Source organism: Vibrio marisflavi CECT 7928 (assembly GCF_921294215.1).
Taxonomy (GTDB): domain Bacteria; phylum Pseudomonadota; class Gammaproteobacteria; order Enterobacterales; family Vibrionaceae; genus Vibrio; species Vibrio marisflavi.
Map to the genome: position 1 here is coordinate 734,345 of NZ_CAKLDM010000002.1, position 23,056 is coordinate 757,400.

At 42.2% G+C, this 23,056-nt stretch carries 23 protein-coding genes and 1 tRNA gene; 16 read left to right on the forward strand and 8 right to left on the reverse strand.

All coding sequences use genetic code 11. From position 1 onward, the window contains the following. Positions 1-72 precede the first annotated feature (72 nt). Positions 73-1,935 carry a signal peptide peptidase SppA gene (sppA, locus tag L7A31_RS10115; protein ID WP_237361392.1) on the reverse strand — a complete coding sequence of 621 codons (1,863 nt, stop codon included), beginning with the start codon at positions 1,933-1,935 and terminating at the stop codon, positions 73-75. Between the two features lie 351 nt (positions 1,936-2,286). Between sppA and L7A31_RS10120 the strand changes: the two genes are divergently transcribed. Further along, positions 2,287-4,290, forward strand: a complete 2,004-nt coding sequence (locus L7A31_RS10120) for an NADPH-dependent 2,4-dienoyl-CoA reductase (RefSeq protein WP_237361393.1) — start codon at positions 2,287-2,289, stop codon at positions 4,288-4,290. A gap of 44 nt (positions 4,291-4,334) precedes the next feature. Here the strand turns inward: L7A31_RS10120 and purU are convergent, their stop codons facing one another. Further along, positions 4,335-5,168: a formyltetrahydrofolate deformylase gene (purU, locus tag L7A31_RS10125; RefSeq protein ID WP_237361394.1), complete on the reverse strand. Its 834-nt coding sequence runs from the start codon at positions 5,166-5,168 to the stop codon at positions 4,335-4,337. A 223-nt stretch (positions 5,169-5,391) separates the two neighbouring features. Here purU and L7A31_RS10130 point away from each other — a divergent pair, with 223 nt between their 5' ends. The 4 genes from L7A31_RS10130 to L7A31_RS10145 all read left to right on the forward strand — a co-directional run bounded on the left by L7A31_RS10130 (position 5,392) and on the right by L7A31_RS10145 (position 8,895). Beyond that, positions 5,392-5,592, forward strand: coding sequence for a hypothetical protein (locus tag L7A31_RS10130; protein WP_237361395.1), 201 nt, complete (start codon positions 5,392-5,394; stop codon positions 5,590-5,592). 242 nt (positions 5,593-5,834) lie between these two features. Then, on the forward strand, positions 5,835-7,745 hold the full coding sequence (gene yoaA, locus L7A31_RS10135) for a DNA repair helicase YoaA (protein ID WP_237361396.1): 1,911 nt from the start codon (positions 5,835-5,837) through the stop codon (positions 7,743-7,745). A 53-nt stretch (positions 7,746-7,798) separates the two neighbouring features. Further along, positions 7,799-8,500: a tRNA (adenosine(37)-N6)-threonylcarbamoyltransferase complex dimerization subunit type 1 TsaB gene (tsaB, locus tag L7A31_RS10140; RefSeq protein ID WP_237361397.1), complete on the forward strand. Its 702-nt coding sequence runs from the start codon at positions 7,799-7,801 to the stop codon at positions 8,498-8,500. Between the two features lie 86 nt (positions 8,501-8,586). Next, positions 8,587-8,895, forward strand: a complete 309-nt coding sequence (locus L7A31_RS10145) for a chromosome partitioning protein ParA (RefSeq protein WP_237361398.1) — start codon at positions 8,587-8,589, stop codon at positions 8,893-8,895. Between the two features lie 6 nt (positions 8,896-8,901). Here the strand turns inward: L7A31_RS10145 and L7A31_RS10150 are convergent, their stop codons facing one another. Continuing rightward, entirely contained in the window at positions 8,902-9,555 is a 654-nt protein-coding gene (locus L7A31_RS10150; RefSeq protein WP_237361399.1) for a phosphatase PAP2 family protein, read from the reverse strand. 127 nt (positions 9,556-9,682) lie between these two features. On the opposite strand from L7A31_RS10150, the gene L7A31_RS10155 reads away from it, so the two are divergent. The 4 genes from L7A31_RS10155 to rnd all read left to right on the forward strand — a co-directional run bounded on the left by L7A31_RS10155 (position 9,683) and on the right by rnd (position 14,263). Then, positions 9,683-10,234 (forward strand): Slp family lipoprotein, encoded by a 552-nt coding sequence (locus tag L7A31_RS10155; RefSeq protein WP_237361400.1) that lies wholly within the window; start codon positions 9,683-9,685, stop codon positions 10,232-10,234. After that, on the forward strand, positions 10,231-11,094 hold the full coding sequence (locus tag L7A31_RS10160) for an alpha/beta fold hydrolase (RefSeq protein ID WP_237361401.1): 864 nt from the start codon (positions 10,231-10,233) through the stop codon (positions 11,092-11,094). The genes L7A31_RS10155 and L7A31_RS10160 overlap by 4 nt, the downstream gene beginning before the upstream one ends. 147 nt (positions 11,095-11,241) lie before the next feature. Next, positions 11,242-12,948, forward strand: coding sequence for a long-chain-fatty-acid--CoA ligase FadD (gene fadD / locus L7A31_RS10165; protein WP_237361402.1), 1,707 nt, complete (start codon positions 11,242-11,244; stop codon positions 12,946-12,948). 172 nt (positions 12,949-13,120) lie between these two features. Continuing rightward, the gene (rnd, locus tag L7A31_RS10170; protein ID WP_435532886.1) at positions 13,121-14,263 is read left to right on the forward strand and encodes a ribonuclease D; all 1,143 of its coding nucleotides are present in this window, start codon (positions 13,121-13,123) and stop codon (positions 14,261-14,263) included. Between the two features lie 72 nt (positions 14,264-14,335). On the opposite strand, the gene L7A31_RS10175 is transcribed toward rnd, so the two are convergent. From L7A31_RS10175 to minC, 4 genes are read right to left on the reverse strand one after another with little or no spacing between them, the layout of a single operon-like run. Then, positions 14,336-14,632, reverse strand: coding sequence for an ArsR/SmtB family transcription factor (locus tag L7A31_RS10175; RefSeq protein WP_237361404.1), 297 nt, complete (start codon positions 14,630-14,632; stop codon positions 14,336-14,338). 19 nt (positions 14,633-14,651) lie between these two features. Then, entirely contained in the window at positions 14,652-14,915 is a 264-nt protein-coding gene (gene minE, locus L7A31_RS10180; RefSeq protein WP_237361405.1) for a cell division topological specificity factor MinE, read from the reverse strand. Between the two features lie 6 nt (positions 14,916-14,921). Next, positions 14,922-15,734, reverse strand: coding sequence for a septum site-determining protein MinD (gene minD, locus L7A31_RS10185; protein ID WP_237361406.1), 813 nt, complete (start codon positions 15,732-15,734; stop codon positions 14,922-14,924). A gap of 17 nt (positions 15,735-15,751) precedes the next feature. Then, positions 15,752-16,414: a septum site-determining protein MinC gene (gene minC, locus L7A31_RS10190; protein WP_237361407.1), complete on the reverse strand. Its 663-nt coding sequence runs from the start codon at positions 16,412-16,414 to the stop codon at positions 15,752-15,754. A gap of 197 nt (positions 16,415-16,611) precedes the next feature. Here minC and L7A31_RS10195 point away from each other — a divergent pair, with 197 nt between their 5' ends. Continuing rightward, positions 16,612-16,896, forward strand: coding sequence for a YcgL domain-containing protein (locus L7A31_RS10195; protein WP_237361408.1), 285 nt, complete (start codon positions 16,612-16,614; stop codon positions 16,894-16,896). A gap of 29 nt (positions 16,897-16,925) precedes the next feature. After that, on the forward strand, positions 16,926-17,906 hold the full coding sequence (locus L7A31_RS10200; RefSeq protein ID WP_237361409.1) for a lytic murein transglycosylase: 981 nt from the start codon (positions 16,926-16,928) through the stop codon (positions 17,904-17,906). Between the two features lie 84 nt (positions 17,907-17,990). Here the strand turns inward: L7A31_RS10200 and folD are convergent, their stop codons facing one another. Next, complete coding sequence (gene folD, locus L7A31_RS10205; RefSeq protein WP_237361410.1) at positions 17,991-18,848, reverse strand: bifunctional methylenetetrahydrofolate dehydrogenase/methenyltetrahydrofolate cyclohydrolase FolD; 858 nt, start codon at positions 18,846-18,848, stop codon at positions 17,991-17,993. A gap of 199 nt (positions 18,849-19,047) precedes the next feature. Here folD and L7A31_RS10210 point away from each other — a divergent pair. From L7A31_RS10210 to L7A31_RS10230, 5 genes are all read left to right on the forward strand, one after another. Further along, positions 19,048-19,124 (forward strand) — tRNA-Arg (locus L7A31_RS10210). Positions 19,125-19,252: 128 nt separating this feature from the next. After that, on the forward strand, positions 19,253-19,984 hold the full coding sequence (locus tag L7A31_RS10215; RefSeq protein WP_237361411.1) for an SDR family oxidoreductase: 732 nt from the start codon (positions 19,253-19,255) through the stop codon (positions 19,982-19,984). Positions 19,985-20,121: 137 nt separating this feature from the next. Beyond that, on the forward strand, positions 20,122-20,709 hold the full coding sequence (locus tag L7A31_RS10220; RefSeq protein ID WP_237361412.1) for a hypothetical protein: 588 nt from the start codon (positions 20,122-20,124) through the stop codon (positions 20,707-20,709). A gap of 341 nt (positions 20,710-21,050) precedes the next feature. Continuing rightward, positions 21,051-22,526 carry a protein adenylyltransferase SelO gene (locus L7A31_RS10225; protein ID WP_237361413.1) on the forward strand — a complete coding sequence of 492 codons (1,476 nt, stop codon included), beginning with the start codon at positions 21,051-21,053 and terminating at the stop codon, positions 22,524-22,526. A gap of 125 nt (positions 22,527-22,651) precedes the next feature. Beyond that, positions 22,652-23,047, forward strand: a complete 396-nt coding sequence (locus tag L7A31_RS10230; RefSeq protein ID WP_237361414.1) for a PilZ domain-containing protein — start codon at positions 22,652-22,654, stop codon at positions 23,045-23,047. Positions 23,048-23,056 lie beyond the last annotated feature (9 nt).

A 23,056-nucleotide genomic window follows, 5' to 3' on the forward strand; every position in this document is an offset into this window, starting at 1 on the left:
TAGCGAACTATTTGTGAATAAAAAAAGGGGCCACACACGCAGAATGCAGCCCCTGATGGCATTACTTAGAATTTATTGCGAACTCACACCGCAAGTTAAACACATAGCATATTGGCCTTTAGGGTCATTGAGGTTGTTCAATAGGCTTGTGCTTTCTTGAATTTGTCCTAAAACAGGTGCTAGAGATTCAGGAATCAAGCTTGAAGGTTTTAGCCCTAAATGCACGTTCACTTGTTTCATTAGATCTTGAAGAATTTGCTGTGCTGGGGTTAGCCGTTTCTTCATCCAGTCTAAGTTGTATGTTTTAAGCTTCGCTAGTTTAGCAGCTTCGGCTATCGCATCGTCGAAATCGCCGAGCTGATCCACAAGGCCAAATTTTTGCGCATCTCGCCCAGTCCAGACGCGCCCTTGAGCAATTTTGTCGACCTTGGCTAAAGGAATATCTCTGTTCTTACTGACTAAGCCAATAAAGCGGTTGTAACCATGCTCAATACCCATTTGCATAGCGGCAGAAACCCCTTTATTTAGGCCAGTGGTGATACCCGTACCAGAGAATGGCGTTGTGCCTACACCATCTGTGTAAACGCCTATTTTATTCAGGCCTTTCTCAAATGTGGTGATGACGCTGAAGATGCCGATAGAACCGGTCAATGTTGTCGGTTGAGCAATTATTTTGCTCGCTCCCATAGAAATCCAATAGCCGCCAGAAGCTGCAAGGCTAGACATCGACACTACCACTGGCTTACCCGCAGCTTCGACTGCTTTTATTTCGTTTAGGATAACGTCTGATGCAAAAGCACTACCTCCTGGGCTATCCACACGAAGAACAACGGCCTTAATTTTGTCGTTGTTTTGCGCTTCTCTAAGTAGTCTGGCAACTGTGTCCCCACCAACAGCGCCGCGTTTCTGTTTTCCATCAACAATCGCGCCACTTGCGACAATTACGGCAATATCCTCAGACGCTTTTAGTGGTTTCGTCGGAATTTGGCTTAAATATTTGTAGTAGCTGATAGCGTTGTAGCTATCTTTTCCATCACTACCAAAAGCCTTAGCTAGATCAGCACGAATTTTTTGTCGTGTTGCAAGCTCATCGACAAGGCCAATATTTTTTGCGAGAGCAGCTAAGTCGCCTTTGTTCTTTTTCATCAATGCTAAGAACTGCTTCATTGTTGGTGTTAAAGTGCTAGGTTTTATGTCTCTATTCTTAGCCACATCATGCACATAAGCTCCCCACAATTGTCCTAACCAATCGGATGCATCTTGCTTGGCAGCTTTAGACATATTGTCACGGATGAAGGGTTCAACGGCTGCTTTGTATGTACCTACGCGGAAGACGTGTGTGTTGACGTCAAGTTTCTCTAGCAGCGTTTTGTAATAGAGAGCATAAGCACTATAGCCTTTAATCAGTACCGCACCGTCTGGAGAGAGAAAGACTTTGTTGGCGTAGCTTGCTAGATAGTATTGGCTTTGATTGTAGAAACTACCAATGGCATAGATAGGCTTTCCAGACTCTTTGAACTCGTTCAAAGCCTTAGCAATATAGCGCAGCTTTGTTAAGTTCGTCTCAGGCATTTTGCCTAGAGAAAGTACGAGCCCGCTTATATTCGGGTCATCTTTTGCGTGTCGAATGGTACTGACTATCTGGTACAGAACATTCTCTTTGGGTAAGTCTTTTCCTAATAGTGACTCAGTGAACGAATCCATCGGGTTTACGTAAGAATTTTGCTCGACAATAGGGCCCGACAGATTGAGCACTAATGCGGATTTTTTCTCAGACTCACTTTTGGTAGAAGGGGAATCAGAATGTATGAAACTGAAAAAGAGAACCGCCACAAAGGCGAAAAAAATAAGGTTGATAATGGCAAGACGAATGAAAGTGATGAGCTTCCATATACCTTTGAAAATCATGCCAATAAATTTAAATATTTGTTTCATCGTATCCCTACAGTGGTGAATCACCAACGTTTGAGTGAATTGGGATGATACCCTAGAAATTTGTATCAGTAATACCCTAGAGCTATGAGGCTTTTCTTGCCAGTTCTAGGTTTAAACAGCTGTATTATATACCGAAGTTGCAAGGATGCTCCTTTTCATATGAGCCAAAAGCTAAAAAAGCCTTTATCAGCAACCCAAACTGCTCGGAAATTCATGTTTGAGATGGAGTTTTTTCATTATAGATAACAGAAAGAAAATGATCGATGTTAAAGCAATGTAAACAAATGTTTGATTTTTTCTGCAAGTGCTTTTAGTCTGGTCAGACCATTAAGATTAAGTGAGCAATTACCTATGTATCCACACCTTTTAGAGCCGCTAGATTTAGGTTTTACCAAGTTGAAGAATCGAGTTTTGATGGGCTCCATGCACACCGGCTTGGAGGAAGATAAATCTGGACTGCAAAAGCTGGCTGAATTTTATGGAGCAAGAGCAAAAGGTGGAGTAGGTTTAATTGTTACCGGAGGGTTCTCTCCTAACTTTCGTGGTCGCTTGCATCCATTTAGTGCTCAATTCAGTAAAGAAAAACACGTTAATGCACATAAAGTGGTGACAGAAACTGTTCATAAGCATGGAGGAAAAATTGCGTTACAGCTTCTCCATGCTGGTCGTTATGCGATGCACCCTTTAGCTCTGAGTGCGTCCGGCATAAAAGCACCTATTGCTAAGTTTGCTCCTTTTGAAATGAGCCGCCGTCAAATAAATAACACCATTAAAGACTTTGCAAACAGCGCTAAACTGGCTCAGCAGGCTGGTTATGATGGTGTTGAAATCATGGGATCGGAAGGCTACCTTATCAACCAGTTTATCTGTAGCCGAACCAACGCTCGCTATGATGAGTGGGGAGGCAGTTACGAAAACCGCATACGCTTTGCGTTAGAAATTGTACGAGCTACAAGGCGTCAAGTTGGCAGCGACTTTATTATTATTTTCCGTCTTTCAATGCTCGATTTAGTCGAACAAGGTAGCACTTTTGAGGAAGTGGTAGAACTTGCTCAAGCATTAGAAAGTGCTGGAGTAACCTTAATTAATACTGGGATTGGTTGGCATGAAGCCAAGGTTCCTACGATTGCTACTCAAGTACCAAGAGCTGCGTTTAGTTGGGTAACTGAAAAAGTAAAACCCCATGTGTCTATTCCGGTGATTACTTGTAACCGGATTAATACCCCAGAGGATGCTGAGCGTATTTTGGCATCAGGTCAAGCCGATATGGTTTCTATGGCTCGTCCATTTTTGGCCGATCCTGAGTTTGTTAGAAAAGCGAGTGAAAGCAAACGAGAGTTAATTAACACATGCATAGGGTGCAACCAAGCCTGCCTAGACAATGTTTTCAAAGGTAAACGAGCAAGCTGCTTAGTCAATCCAATTGCTTGCTACGAGACGGAACTGAAAATCACGCCTGCAGATAAAGCCAAGCGTATCGCGGTAGTGGGAGCTGGGCCAGCAGGTTTGGCTTGTGCGACTACTTTAGCTGAACGTGGGCATGAAGTTGAACTGTTTGAAAAAAACGATCGGATTGGAGGTCAGTTCCGGCTAGCAATGCAAATACCGGGTAAAGAGGAGTTTAGAGAAACTATCCGTTATTTTGCCAATCGCATTGATCAGACTGGAGTGACCTTAAGGCTAGATACTGAAGCCACCAAAGACATGTTAGATAGTTTTGACGAAATCGTGATGGCGTCCGGTGTTGAACCGAGGAAAATACAGCTTAAAGGAATCGATGAGTCTAGCAAGGTAGTGGATTACCAAACACTCATTCGAGAAAAAGTACCAGTGGGGGAGCGTGTGGCTGTTATTGGTGCTGGGGGGATTGGGGTGGATGTTGCTTCAATGATCACAGAGCCGCAGGAACACACGTTAGAAGACTGGTTACACGATTGGGGGATCGATAAATCGATGTCACATGCTGGTGGCTTGTACCCCCACCCAGAATCAATTTCTGACAAACAAGTATGGTTATTGCAACGTAAAAAAGGTCGGATGGGGAAAGGGCCTGGTAAAACAACAGGTTGGATTCACAAGCGCACCTTGGAAAAGCGCGGTGTAGAGATGTTGTCTGGGCTTAGCTATGAAAACATCGACGATAAAGGGTTACATATAAAGCTTGCAGGTCAGGAGAAGGTTCTCGATGCAGATACGGTTGTCGTCTGTGCGGGGCAAGAGTCGGTTCGTCCATTTGAAGATAAGTGGCAACAGTTTGAAGGCAAGCTGCATGTTATCGGCGGTGCTGATTATGCTGGAGAGCTTGATGCTGTTCGCGCAATAAGGCAAGGAGTCGAGTTGGCTATAAAATTGTAGTGGGAAGTAGGGCCTGAAAACATACGATCCAGGCCCGTTTTGTTCTATAAGATCACGGTTTTGTTTTCATAAACGAACACATGATCGTTGACTACTTTATTCAATGCTCGGCTTAGTACGTTTTTTTCTACATCTCGACCGGCTTTTGCCATATCTTCAGCACTAAAGTTGTGATCAACCGGAATAACGTCTTGCTTGATGATTGGCCCTTCGTCTAAATCGTTAGTAACGAAGTGCGCCGTCGCTCCTATAATTTTTACACCGCGATCATAAGCTTGCTGATATGGCTTAGCACCGATAAAAGCGGGTAAGAAGCTATGATGGATATTGATGATCTTATGCCTATAACTTTCAACAAACTCTGGCGTTAAAACTCTCATGTATTTAGCAAGTACAATATAGTCGGCGTTATATTGCTCAATAGTTTCAAGAATTCGTTGTTCGTGTTCTTGTCTAGATAAATCTTGATGAGAAACATGATGATATGGAATATCGAACTTTTCTGTCAGGTTTTGTAGGTGGTCATAATTGCCAACAACAGCTGCAATATCAATATTCAAGCTACCATCAAAAGCTTTCATCAAAATATCGCCAAGGCAGTGAGCTTCTTTAGTCACCATAATGACAACGCGTTTTTTCGAAGAGCTAAGTAGCCTGCGGGATGTACCTGCTGGAAGCGCTTGGTCTAAGTCGTGCAGAAGCGTTTCATCGTTAAAGATACCCTCTAACTCAGTGCGCATAAAAAAGTGGCCGCAAGTATTATCCACAAACTCATTGTTGTGAATAATATTGAGCTGGTGCTTGTAACAGATATTAGTGATTTTTGATATCAAACCAGGTTCATCTGTACAATGAGTGAGTAGAGTTTTCTTTTCCATTTTATGAATATTCCGCTGTATTATTTTTTTCGTGGTCAAAACTAATTGGTTGAGGATTGAACGGCATTTTTGAATGAAGTATAACCACAGTGAAGAGCTATAATTAATCTATTATGGGCTTGGTTTCAACAAAAAATCTTACGTACAGAAAGACCGTACGATTTTGGTTGCTGTGATTTGTTGAAGATTCTTCCATCATTCTAATACTTGATAAGGTGTCGGTATGGATAAAGAACTTCTCGCTAAAAAACTGTATTCTGAAAGAGTAAATGAGCTGCTTGGTGAACATGAACTTGACGAAGAGTTGCTGAGCGAAATGTGGGAAAACAAAGCTTCTCCTACAGAGGCGGCTAAAGCTATGATTACGGATGAAAGCAACTTTGAAGGCCCTGCTTGGCTTTCTCGATATTTGAACCGAAAGTAATAACCAATAGATAGCTAAAAGCGTGAGTAAATAGACTCGCGCTTTTTTGTGCCTGCTATCTCGAGTTTAGGTTTAAATGCCGCATGTTTGTTGATAGTTGAGTCAAGGTTTTTACCTGTTAAAGTAACTCGAGTTTAAGGCTGTAAAATGATGTTTTAGACAATCTAGTGCTTTCAGTACAGAGACTAAGAACTTACAATTGATAAGCATCCACCTCAATATTTCCACTGCTCCGAGTTTGTATGATTTCAAAAACTTTTTCTTCTGATGGTGCATTAGGTAAAGCCATTGAAGGTTTTCAGCCTAGACAGGCACAAAGTGATATGGCTGAGGCTGTATTAACCGCAATTGAAGAACAAACCCAGTTGGTCATTGAGGCAGGAACAGGAACTGGCAAAACCTTTGCTTATTTGGTGCCAGTGTTACTAAGCGGAAAAAAGGCAATCATCAGTACTGGTTCGAAAAACCTTCAGGAGCAGCTGTTTCACCGAGATTTGCCGTTGATAGCAAATGCTTTGGGCTACTATGGCAGTATTTCTCTTTTGAAAGGTCGTTCAAACTACCTTTGTTTAGAAAGGCTGAGTAAGCAAATGGTGGAAAGCCATAGTGTTGATGCCGATCCGGGTCTGTTATCTCAATTGGTGAAGGTCCGTAGCTGGTCTAGTTCAACTAGGTCGGGCGATTTAGGTGAATGTGAAGACCTAGCCGAAGACAGTAATGTTATTCCGACAATTACTTCTACAAATGATAATTGCCTAGGTAAAGAGTGTCCGAGTTATTCTGATTGCTTCGTGCTGAAAGCTCGTAAAAAAGCGATGGATGCTGATTTAGTGGTGGTTAACCATCATTTGTTTTTGGCTGATTTAGCTATCAAGGAGACAGGATTCGGAGAGCTAATACCTGAAGCGGAGGTGTTTGTTTTTGATGAAGCCCATCAGTTGCCAGATATAGCCAGCCACTACTTTGGGCAATCTGTATCTAGTCGTCAAGTGCATGAGTTGGCCAAAGATATAGAGCTTGCTTATCGAACCGAAGCTAAAGATATGCGTCAATTGCAGAAGGTTGCTGCTAAGCTCATTCAAGCAGCTTCTGATCTTCGAATCGTACTAGGTGACTCAGGATTCAGAGGCAATTGGCGTGAAGCAATTCAATCGATAGCAATAAAAAATGAAGTTGAAAGACTGAATGAGGCTCTCGACTTCGCGATAGAAGTGCTCAAGCTAACGTTGGGACGCAGCCAGCTAATCGATGCAGCATTTGAAAGAGCGAATCTTATAAAAGGCCGAATTGCTCGTGTGTGTGATGTCTCGATTACAGGCTACTCATATTGGTTTGACACAACAGTTAGGCATTTTGCTTTGCACGTAACGCCACTTTCGGTAGCCGATAAATTTCACGATCAGATAGAGCTTAAGGGTGGGGCATGGGTGTTTACCTCGGCAACACTCTCTGTAAACGAAGATTTTGGCCACTTTACCTCTCGATTAGGTATTCAACCTAAACAGCAGATGCAGCTGCTAAGCCCTTTTGACTATCAATCTCAAGCGATGCTTTGTGTGCCCCGTTACCTTCCCGAGCCAAATAGCCCAGGTCTTGCTGATCACTTGGTAAATATTCTGGCTCCAGTAATTGAGCGCAATCAAGGGCGGTGTTTTTTTCTGTGCACATCTCATAGCATGATGAGAGAGCTGTCCGAGCGTTTTAGGCAAACTCTGGATCTTCCTGTGTTAGTGCAAGGAGAGACAAGCAAACAGAAGACACTGGCCGAATTTATGGAACTCGGTAACGCCTTGCTTGTGGCAACGGGTGCATTCTGGGAAGGGATCGATGTTCGTGGTGATGCGTTAAGTTGCGTTATTATCGATAAGCTACCATTCACAGCGCCAGATGACCCATTGCTAAAAGCCCGAATCGAAGATTGCCGACTTCAAGGAGGCGATCCATTTCAACAAGTCCAGCTGCCTGATGCTGTTATCGCTTTAAAACAAGGAGTTGGGCGTCTTATTCGAGATGCTAACGACAAGGGAGCGTTAATTATTTGCGACAATCGTTTGGTAACTCGCAATTATGGCGGTATATTTCTCGGCAGTTTACCTCCGATCCCGCGAACGCGAGATCTGGAGAAAGTGCAGAATTTCCTAAAAGAGTGTTGAGCTAGTCAGTAAATACACTCTTTGAACACATTGATTATTTATTAGAGATAGTAATGAGTACAAAAATCCTAGCGTTAGATACAGCAACTGAAAACTGCTCGGTTGCTTTGCTAGTCGGAGAGACAATTTATAGCCGCAGTGAAGTCGTACCAAGAGACCACACAAAAAAGATTCTTCCTATGGTTGAAGCTGTGCTGAAGGAAGCGGGTTTGAAGCTATCCGAACTGGATGCGTTAGCATTTGGAAGGGGGCCGGGCAGCTTTACCGGAGTACGTATTGGCATTGGAATTGCACAAGGTTTAGCATTTGGTGCAGAGCTACCTATGATTGGCGTTTCCACTTTAGCCGCGTTGGCTCAAGGTAGCTATCGCAAAACGAAGTCAGAGCATATTGCTTGTGCGATAGATGCGCGAATGCAAGAGGTGTACTGGGCAAGAATGAGCCGCCAAAATAATGGCGAATGGTTAGCAACAGATAAAGAGTGTGTGATACCACCTTCTGTGTTAGTCGAAAAAACAGAAAACGATGAAGTGGTTTGGACAAAGTCTGGAACTGGCTGGAAAGCTTATTCTGAAGACTTGTCTGATTTGTCTATTTCAGTCAGTGAAGGCGGTGTTGAGTTACCTGAAGCGCAGGATATCGTAGTGCTTGCACAGTTTGAGTGGCAAAAAGGCAATACGGTAGATGCGGAAAACGCTAGCCCAGTCTATTTGCGTGACAACGTCGCATGGAAGAAAATGCCGGGTCGGGAATAGAGCAAATTTGCATCGAAGAAAGTGTATGAGTAGCGGTTATTGGAGCGCTGAAGCGGTGCGATTAACATAAGGATGTGAGTCGAGATATGGTTTCGATTAATGGTTTACCACCCACACTGATTTCGAGTCCCAATAAGACTCAAAAAGCATATAAGAAAAGGGCGCAGGAAGCTAGCGCCCCAGATGATTCGACAGTTAGTAAACCAACCAAAGTGGCCAATGCAGTGGCCCAATCCATTCGAAATGTCGCTGAGTCTGAAATAGATTACTCGAACCTCCAATACGATTACCCTCCTGGTGAAAACAGAAAAGCCATGTCTTACTATTTGGATGTGCTGAATCAAAGTAAGCGTGATGAGTTAGCCAGACTAATTGGTGTAGATATTTATATTTAACACTAGTCAAACCGCTCGATTTGGTAACTTCTCAAGCACAGTAAAGCGCCTAGCAATCACCACGACTCCCATACCAAACACAAATCCTAAATAGGCACCACCAATCAGATCACTAACAAAGTGATAATACATGCCCAGTTGCCCTATACATGTCAAAGCAATCAGTAGGACAGATAATATACGCAATCTTGGATAGAAGAGTGCGAGCACAATCATGGACGCAAATATTGCGGTGGCGTGGCCAGATGGAAAAGATTGGTACCAAACACCTGAATGAAATGGGTGAAAGCCATACTCTTGATTATTTATCCAAGAAGGGTTTCCTTCTTTCCATGTAGCTGGCCAATAACGACCAAAGACAAATTTGAGTAAGTTTTTGGCTAGTGAAGAAACGTATAAGCTAATTGCAACGAGAAATGAGCATACCATCCATTTTTCTAGCTTACGTTTGTAGATTAGCCTAGCGATAGCTGATACGCAGGCAACCGCCGAGAGATAAATAACATAGACTGGGATGCTAGAGAAAAAGTCGAGGAGTTGATATTGACGAAGGTTTAGCTCGGCAGCATATTCCGTAACGGCTCTATCGAGGTAGAAGTAACATAGAATAATAGCGATAAAGGTGGAAATACTTATAAAAAGGAATTTTTTGAGTGACATTATTTTTCCCAAAATCGTCTAAAATTTTATAGCAAAATGATGCTGTTATACGTCTGGTGAATGTTATTTTAATCTGCATGCTTGTACTGCTATTATCGCCGAGATCCGACAAACGAGAAACAATGCTATGAAGATCAAGTTGAAGAAAGTTCTAATTTTGGTAGTAAGTTCACTGTTGCTAGGCGCTTGCAGTTCGTTACCCAAAAACTTAGAGGCCAATTCTCACGACGTCATTACCAACTATAGTGCTTGGAAAGAGGCTGATACCGACATTGGTAAACAAGTACGCTTAGGTGGTGTGATCGCAAAAGTTACCAACCTCAAGGATAGTACACGTATCGAAATTGTAGATTTACCTATTAACTCAGCAGGTCAGCCAGATATACATTCTGAAGCGAAAGGGCGTTTTATTGTCTATGTGAAGGGCTTTTTAGACCCAGTTACATTTGCAAAAGGTCGTTTGATGACAGCCCTTGGTACTACCCAAAAGCCTGAAATAAGTAAAGTTGGTGCGTACGAATACCACTTCCCAGTCATGCAGGCGACAGGTTATCACTTATGGAGAATCCAAAAGCGAGTTGTGGTCGATGGTCCACTGTATACTTATCCGTGTCTAGGCTTATATTGCCATCAATATTATGGCCCAAGAGAAGGCCGAGTGGTCACTGAAGTACAATGAAGTTTCAAGAAAACAGATATCCATTGGCTGGTGGCAACATAGCAGCTAAAGAGTTCGGTGATACAAAATCGTCAGCAGTGACATTGATGTTTCTCCACGGCTGGCTAGATAATGCTGCAAGTTTTGATAGCACGATAGAGGCACTCTCTCGCTCCAACTTTGATTTACATTATTGTGCTATTGACTTACCAGGTCATGGACTATCTTTCCATAAACCAGAAGGAAATTTTTACCCCTTCCATGATTATGTAGATGATCTATACCAGCTGCTGACGAATCATTTTTCTACTCAAAAGATCATATTCGTTGGGCACTCTCTTGGTGCATTGATAGCGAGCTGCTTTAGTGCTGCGTTTCCTGAATTAGTGCAGGGGCTTGTGCAAATTGAAGGTGTAGGCCCCCTACCGGAGTTGGAACACAATACAGTTGAACGCCTGCGAGAAGGTGTGATCAGCCGGAAGAGAATACTGAGTAAACCGACTCGTTCATTTAAAGGATTAGAACCCGTAATCCAGCGCAGAGCTAAATTGAATCAACTTGATGGAAAGCTTATTGAGCCTGTGATCATCCGGGGGACCCAAAAAAAGCAAGGAGAGTATTTTTGGCGCCATGACATTAAGTTGCAATGTCATTCTGTTTATCGAATGTCTTTTCGCCATGCAGACGAAGTTCTTAAACAAATCACCTGTCCACATGTAGTAGTGCTTGGTGAATCTGGCTATCCAGAATTAAAAAGCAGGATTAAACAACTAGATACCCAACAGTTTCACCTTAAAACAGTGAAGGGTGGGCATCACTGTCACCTCGAAAATCCTATCGATGTTTCTGAAGCAATTCTAGGGTTAGTTAACAAAACTTAAACAACTGTTTGAATATTGACTCTACCAGTGGTTGGATAGAGTCTAATTCTAATAAAGTCCCTCCAAGCTAACTCTTTTGACGACAGATGGTCGTTAAAAAATACTTTTATCTTGAGTAAGTGGACAAACGACAAAAGGAGAAATAGCGTGCATAAGCCTTGGTTATCCCGTTACCCACAAGATGTACCTGAAGTGATTGACCCAGAGCAGTATACGTCACTGGTTGAGATGTTTGAGCACTCTATTACTAAGTTCGCTGATCAGCCAGGCTTTGAAAACATGGGTACGGTGATGACCTTCCGTAAGTTGGAAGAGCGAAGTCGCGCGTTCGCCGCTTATTTGCAGCATGAGCTAAAGCTAAAGAAGGGCGATAGAGTTGCCTTAATGATGCCTAACTTATTGCAATACCCTATAGCTCTTTTTGGTATTTTGAGAGCAGGCCTCATAGCAGTTAATGTGAATCCTCTATATACCGCTCGTGAGTTAGAGCACCAACTTAATGATGCAGATGTATCAACAATTGTCATTGTTTCAAACTTTGCTAAAACATTAGAAGAAGTGGTCAAGAAAACGCCGGTCAAACATGTTGTTTTGACTAGCTTAGGGCAGATGTTACCTAGGGCGAAAGGAACTCTTGTCGACTTTGTGGTGAAGTATGTTAAAAAACTGGTGCCTAAATATCATTTGCCCGGTGCAATTTCTATGCGTAAAGCCATCCGAACTGGGCGTCGGTTGCAATACGTAAAACCATTTATGTCAGGTGAAGACATCGCATTTTTGCAGTATACAGGCGGTACGACAGGTGTTGCCAAAGGTGCTGTTCTGACTCACAGAAATATGGTGGCAAATGTACTGCAAGCTAAAGCGATTTATGGGCCTGTGCTGTCAGAAGGCAAGGAGAACGTAGTCACTGCTCTTCCTCTCTATCATGTCTTTGCGTTGACGGTAAACTGCCTGTTGTTTATGGAGCTAGGTGGTAGAAATCTACTAATCACCAACCCCAAAGATATTCCTGGGTTTATAAAAGAGATCGCAAAGTTTCCATTTACCGCTATTACAGGAGTGAACACACTGTTTAACGCGTTAATCAATAACGAAGATTTTCGTGAGGTCGACTTTTCTAACCTTAAGTTATCAGTTGGGGGGGGAATGTCTGTACATAAAGCGGTTGCAGAACAGTGGCAAGATATCACGGGCTCTTACCTACTTGAAGGGTACGGTCTCACAGAGTGCTCACCTTTGGTTTCAGCATACCCTTATGATTTAAAAGAATATAATGCATCAATTGGCTTGCCAGTGCCCTCAACAGAAATACGAATTGTTGATGAAGAAGGTAAGGATGTTGGGCTAGACGGGGAAGGAGAGCTGCTAGTCCGCGGGCCGCAGGTTATGCAAGGATATTGGCAACGGGCCAAAGCGACCAAAGAAGTAATAAATCAAGAAGGCTGGCTATCAACAGGAGATATAGTTCGATTTGATGAAGACGGATTTTTGCACATCGTTGATCGCAAAAAAGATATGATTTTAGTCTCTGGCTTTAATGTTTATCCGAATGAAATAGAAGATGTGGTGTCTGGCCATGATAAAGTTCTTGAGGTTGCAGCGATTGGGGAGCCCAATGAGAAATCGGGTGAAATAGTCAAAATTTTTGTAGTGAAGGCAGATCCTACTTTAACTAAGCAAGAGCTTCTTTCGCATTGTAAGTCTCGCCTTACAGGGTACAAAATTCCTAAGCTTATTGAGTTTCGCGAGGATTTACCAAAAACAAATGTAGGTAAAATTTTACGTCGTGAGCTAAAAGCTGAAAATGATGCGCTTATTGAGAAAAACTCACATATTAGCAAAAGTGCTTAGGTAACAGAGCAGAGCTGCATATAAATTTCTGTTTACAAAAAACTCAACTTTTAAACAAAGTGTACAGTTTTTTAAATTGACAGGAATCTAAATGTGAATAGTGATAGTATGCGTTATATCAATGGCTTCTCTAAGTCATCGTAGAGAAGCTTCAGTACTTCTTAGATATATTATGATCAACCTGAATGGGATTTCAGTGAATTACCAAATAATTACTACACTCTCAGAGCTTGATAACGTATGCCGCAAAGCTCGAAATAGCGATATGGTCATGCTTGATACCGAGTTTGTTCGTACTCGCACTTATTATCCTCAGTTAGGCCTGATTCAACTTTATGATGGGTCTACATTATCGCTAATAGACCCTCTTGCATTAACGGACATGACACCGTTTGTTGAGCTGTTGCAAGATGTTTCCGTGTTAAAGGTCCTCCACGCTTGTGGAGAAGATCTAGAAGTCTTCCAAAATACGTTCTCTTGTACACCTATACCTATTGTTGATACTCAAGTGATGGCGTCCTTTTTGGGCAATGGCGTATCGACTGGGTTTGCAGCTTTGGTAAAAAGCTTTCTAGACGTTGACTTAGATAAGAGTGAATCCCGCACAGATTGGACAGCCCGCCCTTTAACTGAAAAGCAGTTAGAGTATGCAGCGGCTGACGTGTTTTATCTTTACCCGCTCTTCGAGACTTTGTATAGCAAGGTAATCCAATTAGGTTGGTGGGAAGCTGCACAGCAAGAAAGCGACCTCATTATGCGAAAGCGAGTTCGTGAAACCAAATCAGAGCTTGCCTATTTAGATATTAAAGGGGCATGGCAACTGAGACCAGCTGAATTGGCAATATTGAAGCTTTTGGCTACATGGCGCTATGAAGAGGCGATCAAGCGAGATCTAGCACTGAATTTTGTATTCCGTGAGGGGGAGCTACTTACTGTAGCGAAAATGGCCATTACAGATACGAAAACAATGGAAAAGCAAGGTGTCGACCCTAGAGCGATTCGTCGACATGGTACCAAAATCATTTCTTTGGTTAAGCAGGGTAAGGCAACGCCAAAAGAGGAATACCCTGATCGAATCGAGCGATTAATGGATGCCCCGGGTTACAAGCAGCTGTTCAAACAGTTAAAGGACGAAGTAAAGCGCGTTTCTATTAACTCTGGACTAACAACCGAATTTCTAGCGTCTAAAAAGCAGCTTAATCAACTGATCAAGTGGATTTGGAAACAGGATAGAGATCCGGCGAGACTGCCTGACCTAATGCAGGGGTGGAGATTAGAACTGCTTGGCGAGAAGCTGACTAAGTTGGTTCCATAACTGGTTCTTCGGAAAATGACAGTTAAATGAGAGCAACCTAGCTCTCATTTAACCAATTTGTGACACTTATTCTTATTGAGACGCCTCGTCTGCGCAACATTCGTTTTGCAAATACGTGATGACATTTAAAAGGTGCCTGTACTCAGCGATACAATAAAGAGTGCGGCTTTCTCTTCGCTGACTGACCAAACCTGCAGAACACAGGTTTGATATATGATGAGACAGCGTAGAGCCTGGGATCTCGAGCTCTCGCTGAATGTCGCCAACAGGTATACCTTCATACCCTGCTTTTACAATACGCTTATATATAAGTAACCGAGTTGGATGCCCCAATTCTTTCAGAGCTTTCGCTACTTCTTGCAATTCCACAACTAGTTACCTTTAACTACTACTTTTCTTCATCTGGCAGTTTTACATTGAGCTCTAAAACCGAAATATCATCATCTTTTTGCTCAAATGAAAGGTCTACCATAGATGGCTCTACAGCAACATACTTACCAATGACCTTTAAAATATCTTCCTTTAACTGTGGAAGATAACTAGGTGCAGGGTCATCAGCACTTCTTCTTTCTGCGACAATAATTTGCAACCTCTCTTTAGCAAGGCTGGCAGATGATTTCTTTTGAGGTCGGAAAAACTCTAATAATGACATCCCGTTTTAGCCTCCGAATAGACGTTTAAAGATTCCTTTCTTCTGCTCGGTTAAGAAGCGGAAGTCGATTTGCTCACCAAGCAAGCGCTCAACAGTATCATGATAGGCCATACCAGCATCGGATGCCTCGTCAAAAATAACCGGAACACCTTTATTAGAAGCGTTCAATACCGCTTGGCTCTCAGGGATGACGCCCAGCAATGGGATGTGCAGTATTTCTTCTACGTCTTCGACACTTAGCATTTCACCTTGCGTTACTCTCATAGGGTTGTATCGAGTAAGTAAAAGGTGCTGTTTAACAGGCTCTAAGCTTTCTTCTGCTCGTCTTGATTTAGAGTCTAAAATACCTAATATTCTGTCTGAATCTCGAACGGATGATACTTCAGGGTTAGTGGTGATAATTGCTTCGTCCGCAAAGTAAAGCGCCATTAGAGCGCCTTGCTCTATACCCGCTGGGGAGTCACAAATAACAAAGTCAAAGCCCATTTCGTCGAGCTCATCTAGGACTCGTTTCACGCCATCTTTATTTAGAGCTTCTTTGTCACGAGTTTGAGACGCGGGTAATACAAAAAGGTTGTCAGTTCTTTTGTCTTTTATTAACGCTTGGTTTAGCGTTGCTTCTCCGTTGATAACGTTGACGAAGTCGTAAACAACGCGTCGTTCACAACCCATAATAAGATCTAAATTTCTAAGACCAATATCAAAATCGATGACCGCGGTCTTTTTTCCCTTCAGGGAGAGCCCTGAAGCGATTGCCGCGCTTGACGTGGTTTTTCCCACACCACCTTTACCTGACGTTACAACAATAATGCGTGCCATTACGTATTCCTTATATTTTAGATAGTGAGAATGTCAAAGTGCAATTTGTCTTCGCACATGCTAAACATGACTTTCTGTTGCCATAGTTCACTATCAATTTGATCGCTAAGCCAATAATTTCCCGCAATGGATATCAACTCTGCTTGTAAATCGTGGCAAATTATCTTTGCCTCTTTAGAACCATTTGCGCCAGCGATCGCTCGACCACGCAACGTTCCATGAATATGTATAGAGCCATCTGCAATCACTTCAGCCCCAGGGCTAACGTGGTTTAGAACGACTAAATCTGAGTTTTGGGCGTATACCTGCTGCCCTGACCGGATAGGTGTCCGAACCACTTTGGTCGGAACCATATTTGTAGGGGATTTTGACGGTGATTTGCTTGAGGACATAATAGCAAACCCTGCGTCGGAAGCTAGTGATTGTGTGCGTTTATCTTTGCTTCCAGTTATACCAACAGGAATCAGTCCTGCTTCTCTTATCCCTGTTTTGAGTGTGGCAAAATCGATATCGCCATCCACACTAGATATATTGATTACTACAGGCGCAGAAGTGAAGAAAGTCGGAGCCTGCTCCACTTTTTTTTTCAAAAACTGGATAGATTTTTCTACTTCGTTGTCAGACAAATGTAGAACCGAAAGAGTAAAGCTGCTGCCTTTTAGGTCAGGTGCTTGCGACATTGATACTTCGACCTCAATAACCTTTAGTTCAGATGAATAGAGTTTTATTAGATAATAGAGATATCATGTTATATTTCCCACAATATCTCAGCAAGCCATCTGTTCGCTAAATGAGTGATTTAGTCGAAAAAATAGCTAAACATTTACGAAATTCTCTATTTTTGATGAGAATTTAAAATTTATATTTAAGGTATTCAATGCTCTGCTCAATTTACAAAAGTTCAAAAAAAGAAGGCACCTATCTATATTTGCCAAAAAAAGACGATTTTTCTCAGGTTCCTGACACTCTCATGAAGATGTTCGGTAAACCGATATTTGTGATGGTGATAAAGTTAGAAGGACGTAAGCTGGCCAGAGTAAGCATAGAAAAAGTCACCGAGTCTCTAGAAAACGAAGGCTTTTTCTTGCAATTACCACCACCTCCTGAAGACTTATTAGAAGAACATAAGAAACAGAAGGCCCAGCGAAACAACTCCGCTTGAAACCTTGCTAATTGCTCAAGGAGGGCAATTTGAAAAAAATACTGACTGTCTTATTAGGGCTTGGTGTTGCTACTAGTGCTTATTCTAAAGATTTAAGCTTTGAGCAATATGTAGAAACACTGAAAAAAGAAGCGAAAGCAGACGGGATCTCCGACCGAATACTGACTGAAGCTTTTGAAAACGTAAAGTATGTTCCGAGGGCAGTAAAAGCTGATCGTAATCAGCCAGAAAAAAGGCTTACCCTTGATGAATATATTCCAAGAGCTGTCCCACAATGGAAAGTAAAACAAGCCAAAGCACTGTATAAAAAACACTATCCAGACTTGGAGAGGATTGGTAAGAAATACTCAGTTCAGCCTCGTTTTATAGTGGCGCTTTGGGGCGTCGAAAGTAATTTTGGCAAATTTACGGGCTCCTACAGCGTTATCGATGCTCTCACAACAATGGCTTATGATGGGCGTAGAGAGGCTTTTTTCCGCAATGAAACAATGGCTGCATTAAAAATATTACAAGAAGGACATATCCAGGTTGAAGACATGAAGGGTTCATGGGCTGGGGCCATGGGGCAGTGCCAGTTTATGCCAAGTTCTTATTTGGCGTATGCGGCGGACGGTGATGGTAACGGCCGTAAAGATATCTGGAGTTCGACTGATGATGTGTTTGCTTCAACTGCCAACTATCTACACAAATCTGGCTGGGATAATACGCATACATGGGGTCGACAAGTTCGCTTGCCCAAAGGCTTCGATAAAAAACTTGCTGGGAGAGAAGACAGCAAAGCTAAACCGTTGCATGAGTGGAGTGAACTAGGAATCACTAAGTATGATGGTAAACCTTTACCAAATTTAGGTAAGAACGATATCAAAGCTTGGCTCATAATGCCGGATGACTTGGATGGACGTGTTTATTTGATATATAACAACTACCAAGTACTGATGAAGTGGAATCGATCCTACTACTTTGCAACAGCGGTGACACATCTAGCAGACGCAATTAAGTTTGAACCATAAACTTTGACCCATAATCAAGGGTTCTCAAAAATTAAAAAGGCTCCTATATGGAGCCTTTGCTATTTCTGGAACAAGAGAAACTTGTTATTTAGTATGAAATTGCTCACAAGCAATCATCGTATTTTCAATTAGGCTCGCTACAGTCATAGGGCCGACACCTCCAGGAACAGGTGTAATGAAGCTTGCTTTCTCTTTTGCTACATCATACTCGACGTCACCAACAAGCTTTCCTGATTCAAGGCGGTTGATACCGACATCCACTACAATAGCGCCTTCTTTAATCCAGTCTCCTGGAATAAAGTTTGGTTTACCAACCGCAACCACTACTACGTCAGCCTGACGTACGTGACTCTCAAGATCTTTAGTAAAACGGTGACATGTTGTTGTTGTGCAGCCGGCTAATAGAAGCTCTAACGTCATTGGACGGCCAACAATATTTGAAGCGCCAACAACAACAGCGTGCTTGCCGCGAAGTGGGATATTATAGCGATCTAGCAGAGTAATAATGCCTTTTGGTGTACATGAACGAAGCTTTGGTATGCGTTGAGCTAGTCTACCAACGTTGTAAGGGTGGAAGCCATCTACGTCTTTCTCTGGGGTAATGCGTTCCAGCACATGTGTACTATCAATACCTGCAGGCAATGGAAGCTGAACCAAGATGCCATCAATCTCTTGGTCGTTATTCAGCTCATCCACTAGCTTTAATAATTCTTCTTCTGTAGCGGTTGCAGGCAAATCGTATGACTTTGATACAAAGCCAACTTCTTCACAGGCTCTACGTTTGCTGCCAACATAAACTTGTGAAGCAGGATCTTCCCCAACCAATATAACGGCAAGGCCCGGAGCTCTGCGTCCAGCTTCTGTACGTGCTTTTACACGAGCAGCAACTTCAGAGCGGACAGTTTGTGAGATAAGTTTACCGTCGATGTTTTGAGCAGTCATGACTTTCCTTCAAATGGGTGGCCAATAAATTCGTGCGCATTGTCGCAAAAAATTTAGTGAACATCCACAAGCAAACGTTTGCCTTGTTCGCTATTTATTCTGTTTTATGAGTGTTGTGGTTTTTTTAGGCACTTGAATCAAAAAGTTATATAAAGGCGTTGATTTCGGAATCTTAACTCGTATAATTCCCTCCTGTAGCGCGCCCTTAGCTCAGCTGGATAGAGCACGTCCCTTCTAAGGATGTGGTCGAAGGTTCGAATCCTTCAGGGCGTGCCATTTTCTTAAAGCCCATAACTTTCGAGTTATGGGCTTTTTTCGTTCTAACACGCTTTTCTCCTTCCCAATTTTTCTAAACTGTGTTCCTCTTTTAGTTCTCTATAAAAACAACAAGATAGGAATATAAGGTGAAAAAAGTCGTTTTAATTACTGGTGCGAGTCGAGGCATCGGGGCTGCAACAGCAAAGGTTTTAGCAAGTCAGGGGTATTCTGTAGCGATAAATTATCGCGCGAACCGCGATGAGGCTGAGAAGGTTCTTGCTCAAGTATTGCAATTTGGTGTGGAAGCTACCATTGTACAAGCAGACGTGTCCGATGAAGCGCAAGTGGTAGAAATGTTTCAACAGGTGCAAAGGCAACTTGGCTCTGTTACCCATCTAGTCAACAATGCTGGGATACTTAAGAAACAAACCTCTCTTCTTGGTTTAGACGCCCAGCGTATCAATCAAATTTTATCTACCAATGTAACAAGCTACTTTATTTGTACCAGAGAAGCCGTTCGACAAATGAGTTCAGGGAGTGCCATTGTTAATGTATCGTCCGTTGCGGCTAAAACAGGCTCTCCGAATGAGTACGTAGACTACGCGGCGTCAAAAGGTGCGATTGACACTATGACAATTGGGTTAGCTAAAGAGCTAGCAAACCAAAATATACGAGTAAACTGCGTTCGACCAGGGCTAATTGAAACGGATATTCATGCTCTAGGTGGTGAGCCAAAACGATATGAACGTGTTGGAAAGACGCTACCAATGGAAAGAGGCGGAAAACCTGAAGAAGTTGCGAATGCTATTGCATGGTTACTCTCTGATGAAGCAAGCTATAGTTCAGGGACATTTATAGATGTTGCTGGTGGCTTATAAATAGACTTTTAATAATATTGTTAGTAAATCGCATTGACTTAATAGTTTAATGAAAGTGTCACTTTTTACTTTGGTTAGCCCTGTAACATATTCAACTCATCTTATATTGATACTCAGTTTTCGGGAGCATGACGATTATGAGTGAAGAAAAAGGGGAGTTTCCCGGGATTACATTTTCTTCAACGGATGGGAAGTTTAGTTTTGATTCTGCGGAGTGGAACTCAACAACTATTGGAAACAAGGATGATTGGGTAATCGGTTTTTATACAAGTGTGGCTGGGCCATTCACTAACAAACTATATGGCGGCGAATACGTCCAATACTATCCTGGTTATAAAGTCGATATTGGTGGGGTAAAAAAGAAATTTGAAGCAAGCTGGTTGGGCTTTTCCCTTGACCGGTTTAAATGCTCGACGAACAATACAGACGCTATCAGCAACAACGTGTCAGTACATAGTAATTCAATAAGTGCGCGAACTGACAGTATAGATGTTGCTTCAGTGCAAACTGAAAGTATTGATTTAAGCTTGGCTGCTAGAGGCATGAGTTTAGAAAACAGCCAATTAGCTGTAGACAATACTAAAATCAAACAACGTTCTAACTCTGTGAACATTCACGATGCTGAAATACGGAAATTAGTTTTAGGCTCCAACTTAGAGTCTAATCAAGCTTCTGTAGAAAATGGTGGGATTAAAGTGATTGAACGAAGGTTAACGGTGTTTTAGCGCAGCCAACGATTTGAGTTCTCTTGTCTGAAACAAAAAATTAACACTCTAGACGTTGAGAAATTCGCTAGCCTTCATAATACTGTAATAATACCGTAATAAAAAAGAGAGGCTAGTCGATGCAACATCAAGAAATGATTCAACCCACCAACTTTGGCCTTATTAGTAAAACGGTTCTGTTTGCTATATTAGGTATTTTTGCTGTTCTGTTCGTTATTTAGCAGCGCGATTTTAAGTGACGCTACCGCTTGCGGTAGTCGATCTTGCAGAGAATTGCCTCATAGAAAACAGTGATTTTATTGTGTTAACGTTGTTCCGTCCTAGTTTCTATGGAGTGACGTATGTCTAGCTTAGACAACCTTTCTATTACCAACCGATACGCAGAATTTCCCGATTCATTTTATACAAGAGTCGCTCCACAGCCATTGGCTAATACTCGCTGGGTTGTTTGGAACGATGAATTAGCTTCGTTATTGCACTTACCAAGTTTTTCACAAATCCCAGAAGAGCTTTTGGCTAATTTCGACGGTAGTAAAGTTTGGTCTCAGTTTAAGCCTTTAGCGATGAAATATACCGGTCATCAATTCGGTGTTTATAATCCAGATTTAGGTGATGGTCGGGGTTTACTGCTTGGTGAAATTGAAGGAAGGGATGGTGCTATTTATGACATTCACCTCAAAGGAGCAGGAACTACACCTTATTCACGTATGGGGGATGGTCGAGCTGTCTTACGTTCATCAATACGCGAATATTTAGCTGGTGAAGCCATGGCTGCACTAGGGATTCCTACGACCAGATCTCTTGGCTTGATTTCAAGTGATACGCCTGTTTATAGAGAGCAGCAAGAAACAGGGGCACTGTTATTACGAGTTGCAGAAACGCATATCCGCTTTGGTCATTTTGAATATTTCTTCCATACAAACCAGCATAAAGAGTTGAAGTTGCTCGCTGACAAAGTTATTCAGTGGCACTTTCCCTCACTAGCGAATAGCAAAGCTTCTTATGCAGAGTTTTTTAGGCAGGTTGTAGAGCGTACTGCAAAAATGATTGCTCATTGGCAGGCAGTAGGTTTTGCACATGGAGTGATGAATACCGACAATATGTCCATCTTGGGTCAAACCTTTGATTATGGGCCATATGGGTTTATTGATGATTTTGAGTCAGGTTATATTTGTAATCATTCAGATCATACCGGCCGTTATGCCTTTGACCAGCAGCCCCGTATTGGTCTATGGAATCTTTCTGCTTTAGCGTATGCACTATCTCCACTTATTAGTAGCGAAGAGTTGCAATCTGCTCTGGGGCAATATGAGAATATATTGAGCCAACAATACTACCGCTTGATGCGGTCTAAATTGGGCTTAAACGTACCGCATGAAGATGATGGATCTTTAATACAAGGCCTACTTGCTATACTGGAAACCGAAGAAGTAGATTACACATTCTTTTTCCGTCAACTGTCTTACCTTGATAGTTCTGATAAGGCTGTTGTTGAGTTGTTCAAATCTAGGGCAGAGTTTTCCGCTTGGCTTGAGCAATATTTAAAACGAACCGAGTTAGATAATAAACTGTGTAACGGTGAAGGTATTTCGATGGAGCAACGATGCCAAGCAATGCGCTTACACAACCCAAAATATATATTGCGAAACTACTTGCTACAAAACGCCATAGAACGAGCAGAGCAGGGGGATTATAGCGAAGTTCATCTCTTGGCCAACTTGCTTTCCAACCCCTTCGATGAGCAATCAGACTATGACGACTATGCGAAATTGCCTCCAGTGTGGGGGAAGAAAATGAAGCTGAGTTGCTCATCATAAATTAATATTTTTTGAGTAATGGTGGTTTGCAAATCTAGTGACTAAACTTACCTAGCTAAGCCTTTCAGTGCAGCATTAAAGTGATTTGATACAAGCTGCAATTCGAGGCTTTCAGGAGGTTTGCAATGTTTCGACCTAAAGGCAACAAATACAAACAAAAGAGGGAGCACTTTCGTTTACGCTACCCTAAAAGTGATCGCCCTGTCATTCATCTGATAGACGGAAATTATTTAGTTTCAGAAATATCGGAAAAAGGGCTGCGAGTTTTGATGAAAAATACTTCTATATTGTGCTCAGGCATGTCGATACATGGCGTTCTCACTCTGCATGAAGACAATGAAGTTAACGTTGAAGGCTATATCCGTCGTTTTGAAAATGATGAGGTCATTTTAGAGTTGGAGAAAGGCCCAAGCTTAAAAATGATGGAATCAGAGAAGGTGCACCTTCGGCGAGAATTTCCTTTGTTGGTTCAAAACTTACAAACCGTTAAGAGTAATAAACCATTACGCAAGCACCATTGAGAACATGAA

Coding starts and splice junctions, on each gene's coding strand:
- sppA (WP_237361392.1), bottom strand. CDS start 1,935: ATGAAACAAATATTTAAATTTATTGGCATGATTTTCAAAGGTATATGG.
- L7A31_RS10120 (WP_237361393.1), top strand. CDS start 2,287: ATGTATCCACACCTTTTAGAGCCGCTAGATTTAGGTTTTACCAAGTTG.
- purU (WP_237361394.1), bottom strand. CDS start 5,168: ATGGAAAAGAAAACTCTACTCACTCATTGTACAGATGAACCTGGTTTG.
- L7A31_RS10130 (WP_237361395.1), top strand. CDS start 5,392: ATGGATAAAGAACTTCTCGCTAAAAAACTGTATTCTGAAAGAGTAAAT.
- yoaA (WP_237361396.1), top strand. CDS start 5,835: ATGATTTCAAAAACTTTTTCTTCTGATGGTGCATTAGGTAAAGCCATT.
- tsaB (WP_237361397.1), top strand. CDS start 7,799: ATGAGTACAAAAATCCTAGCGTTAGATACAGCAACTGAAAACTGCTCG.
- L7A31_RS10145 (WP_237361398.1), top strand. CDS start 8,587: ATGGTTTCGATTAATGGTTTACCACCCACACTGATTTCGAGTCCCAAT.
- L7A31_RS10150 (WP_237361399.1), bottom strand. CDS start 9,555: ATGTCACTCAAAAAATTCCTTTTTATAAGTATTTCCACCTTTATCGCT.
- L7A31_RS10155 (WP_237361400.1), top strand. CDS start 9,683: ATGAAGATCAAGTTGAAGAAAGTTCTAATTTTGGTAGTAAGTTCACTG.
- L7A31_RS10160 (WP_237361401.1), top strand. CDS start 10,231: ATGAAGTTTCAAGAAAACAGATATCCATTGGCTGGTGGCAACATAGCA.
- rnd (WP_435532886.1), top strand. CDS start 13,121: ATGATCAACCTGAATGGGATTTCAGTGAATTACCAAATAATTACTACA.
- minE (WP_237361405.1), bottom strand. CDS start 14,915: ATGTCATTATTAGAGTTTTTCCGACCTCAAAAGAAATCATCTGCCAGC.
- minD (WP_237361406.1), bottom strand. CDS start 15,734: ATGGCACGCATTATTGTTGTAACGTCAGGTAAAGGTGGTGTGGGAAAA.
- minC (WP_237361407.1), bottom strand. CDS start 16,414: ATGTCGCAAGCACCTGACCTAAAAGGCAGCAGCTTTACTCTTTCGGTT.
- L7A31_RS10195 (WP_237361408.1), top strand. CDS start 16,612: ATGCTCTGCTCAATTTACAAAAGTTCAAAAAAAGAAGGCACCTATCTA.
- folD (WP_237361410.1), bottom strand. CDS start 18,848: ATGACTGCTCAAAACATCGACGGTAAACTTATCTCACAAACTGTCCGC.
- L7A31_RS10220 (WP_237361412.1), top strand. CDS start 20,122: ATGAGTGAAGAAAAAGGGGAGTTTCCCGGGATTACATTTTCTTCAACG.
- L7A31_RS10225 (WP_237361413.1), top strand. CDS start 21,051: ATGTCTAGCTTAGACAACCTTTCTATTACCAACCGATACGCAGAATTT.
- L7A31_RS10230 (WP_237361414.1), top strand. CDS start 22,652: ATGTTTCGACCTAAAGGCAACAAATACAAACAAAAGAGGGAGCACTTT.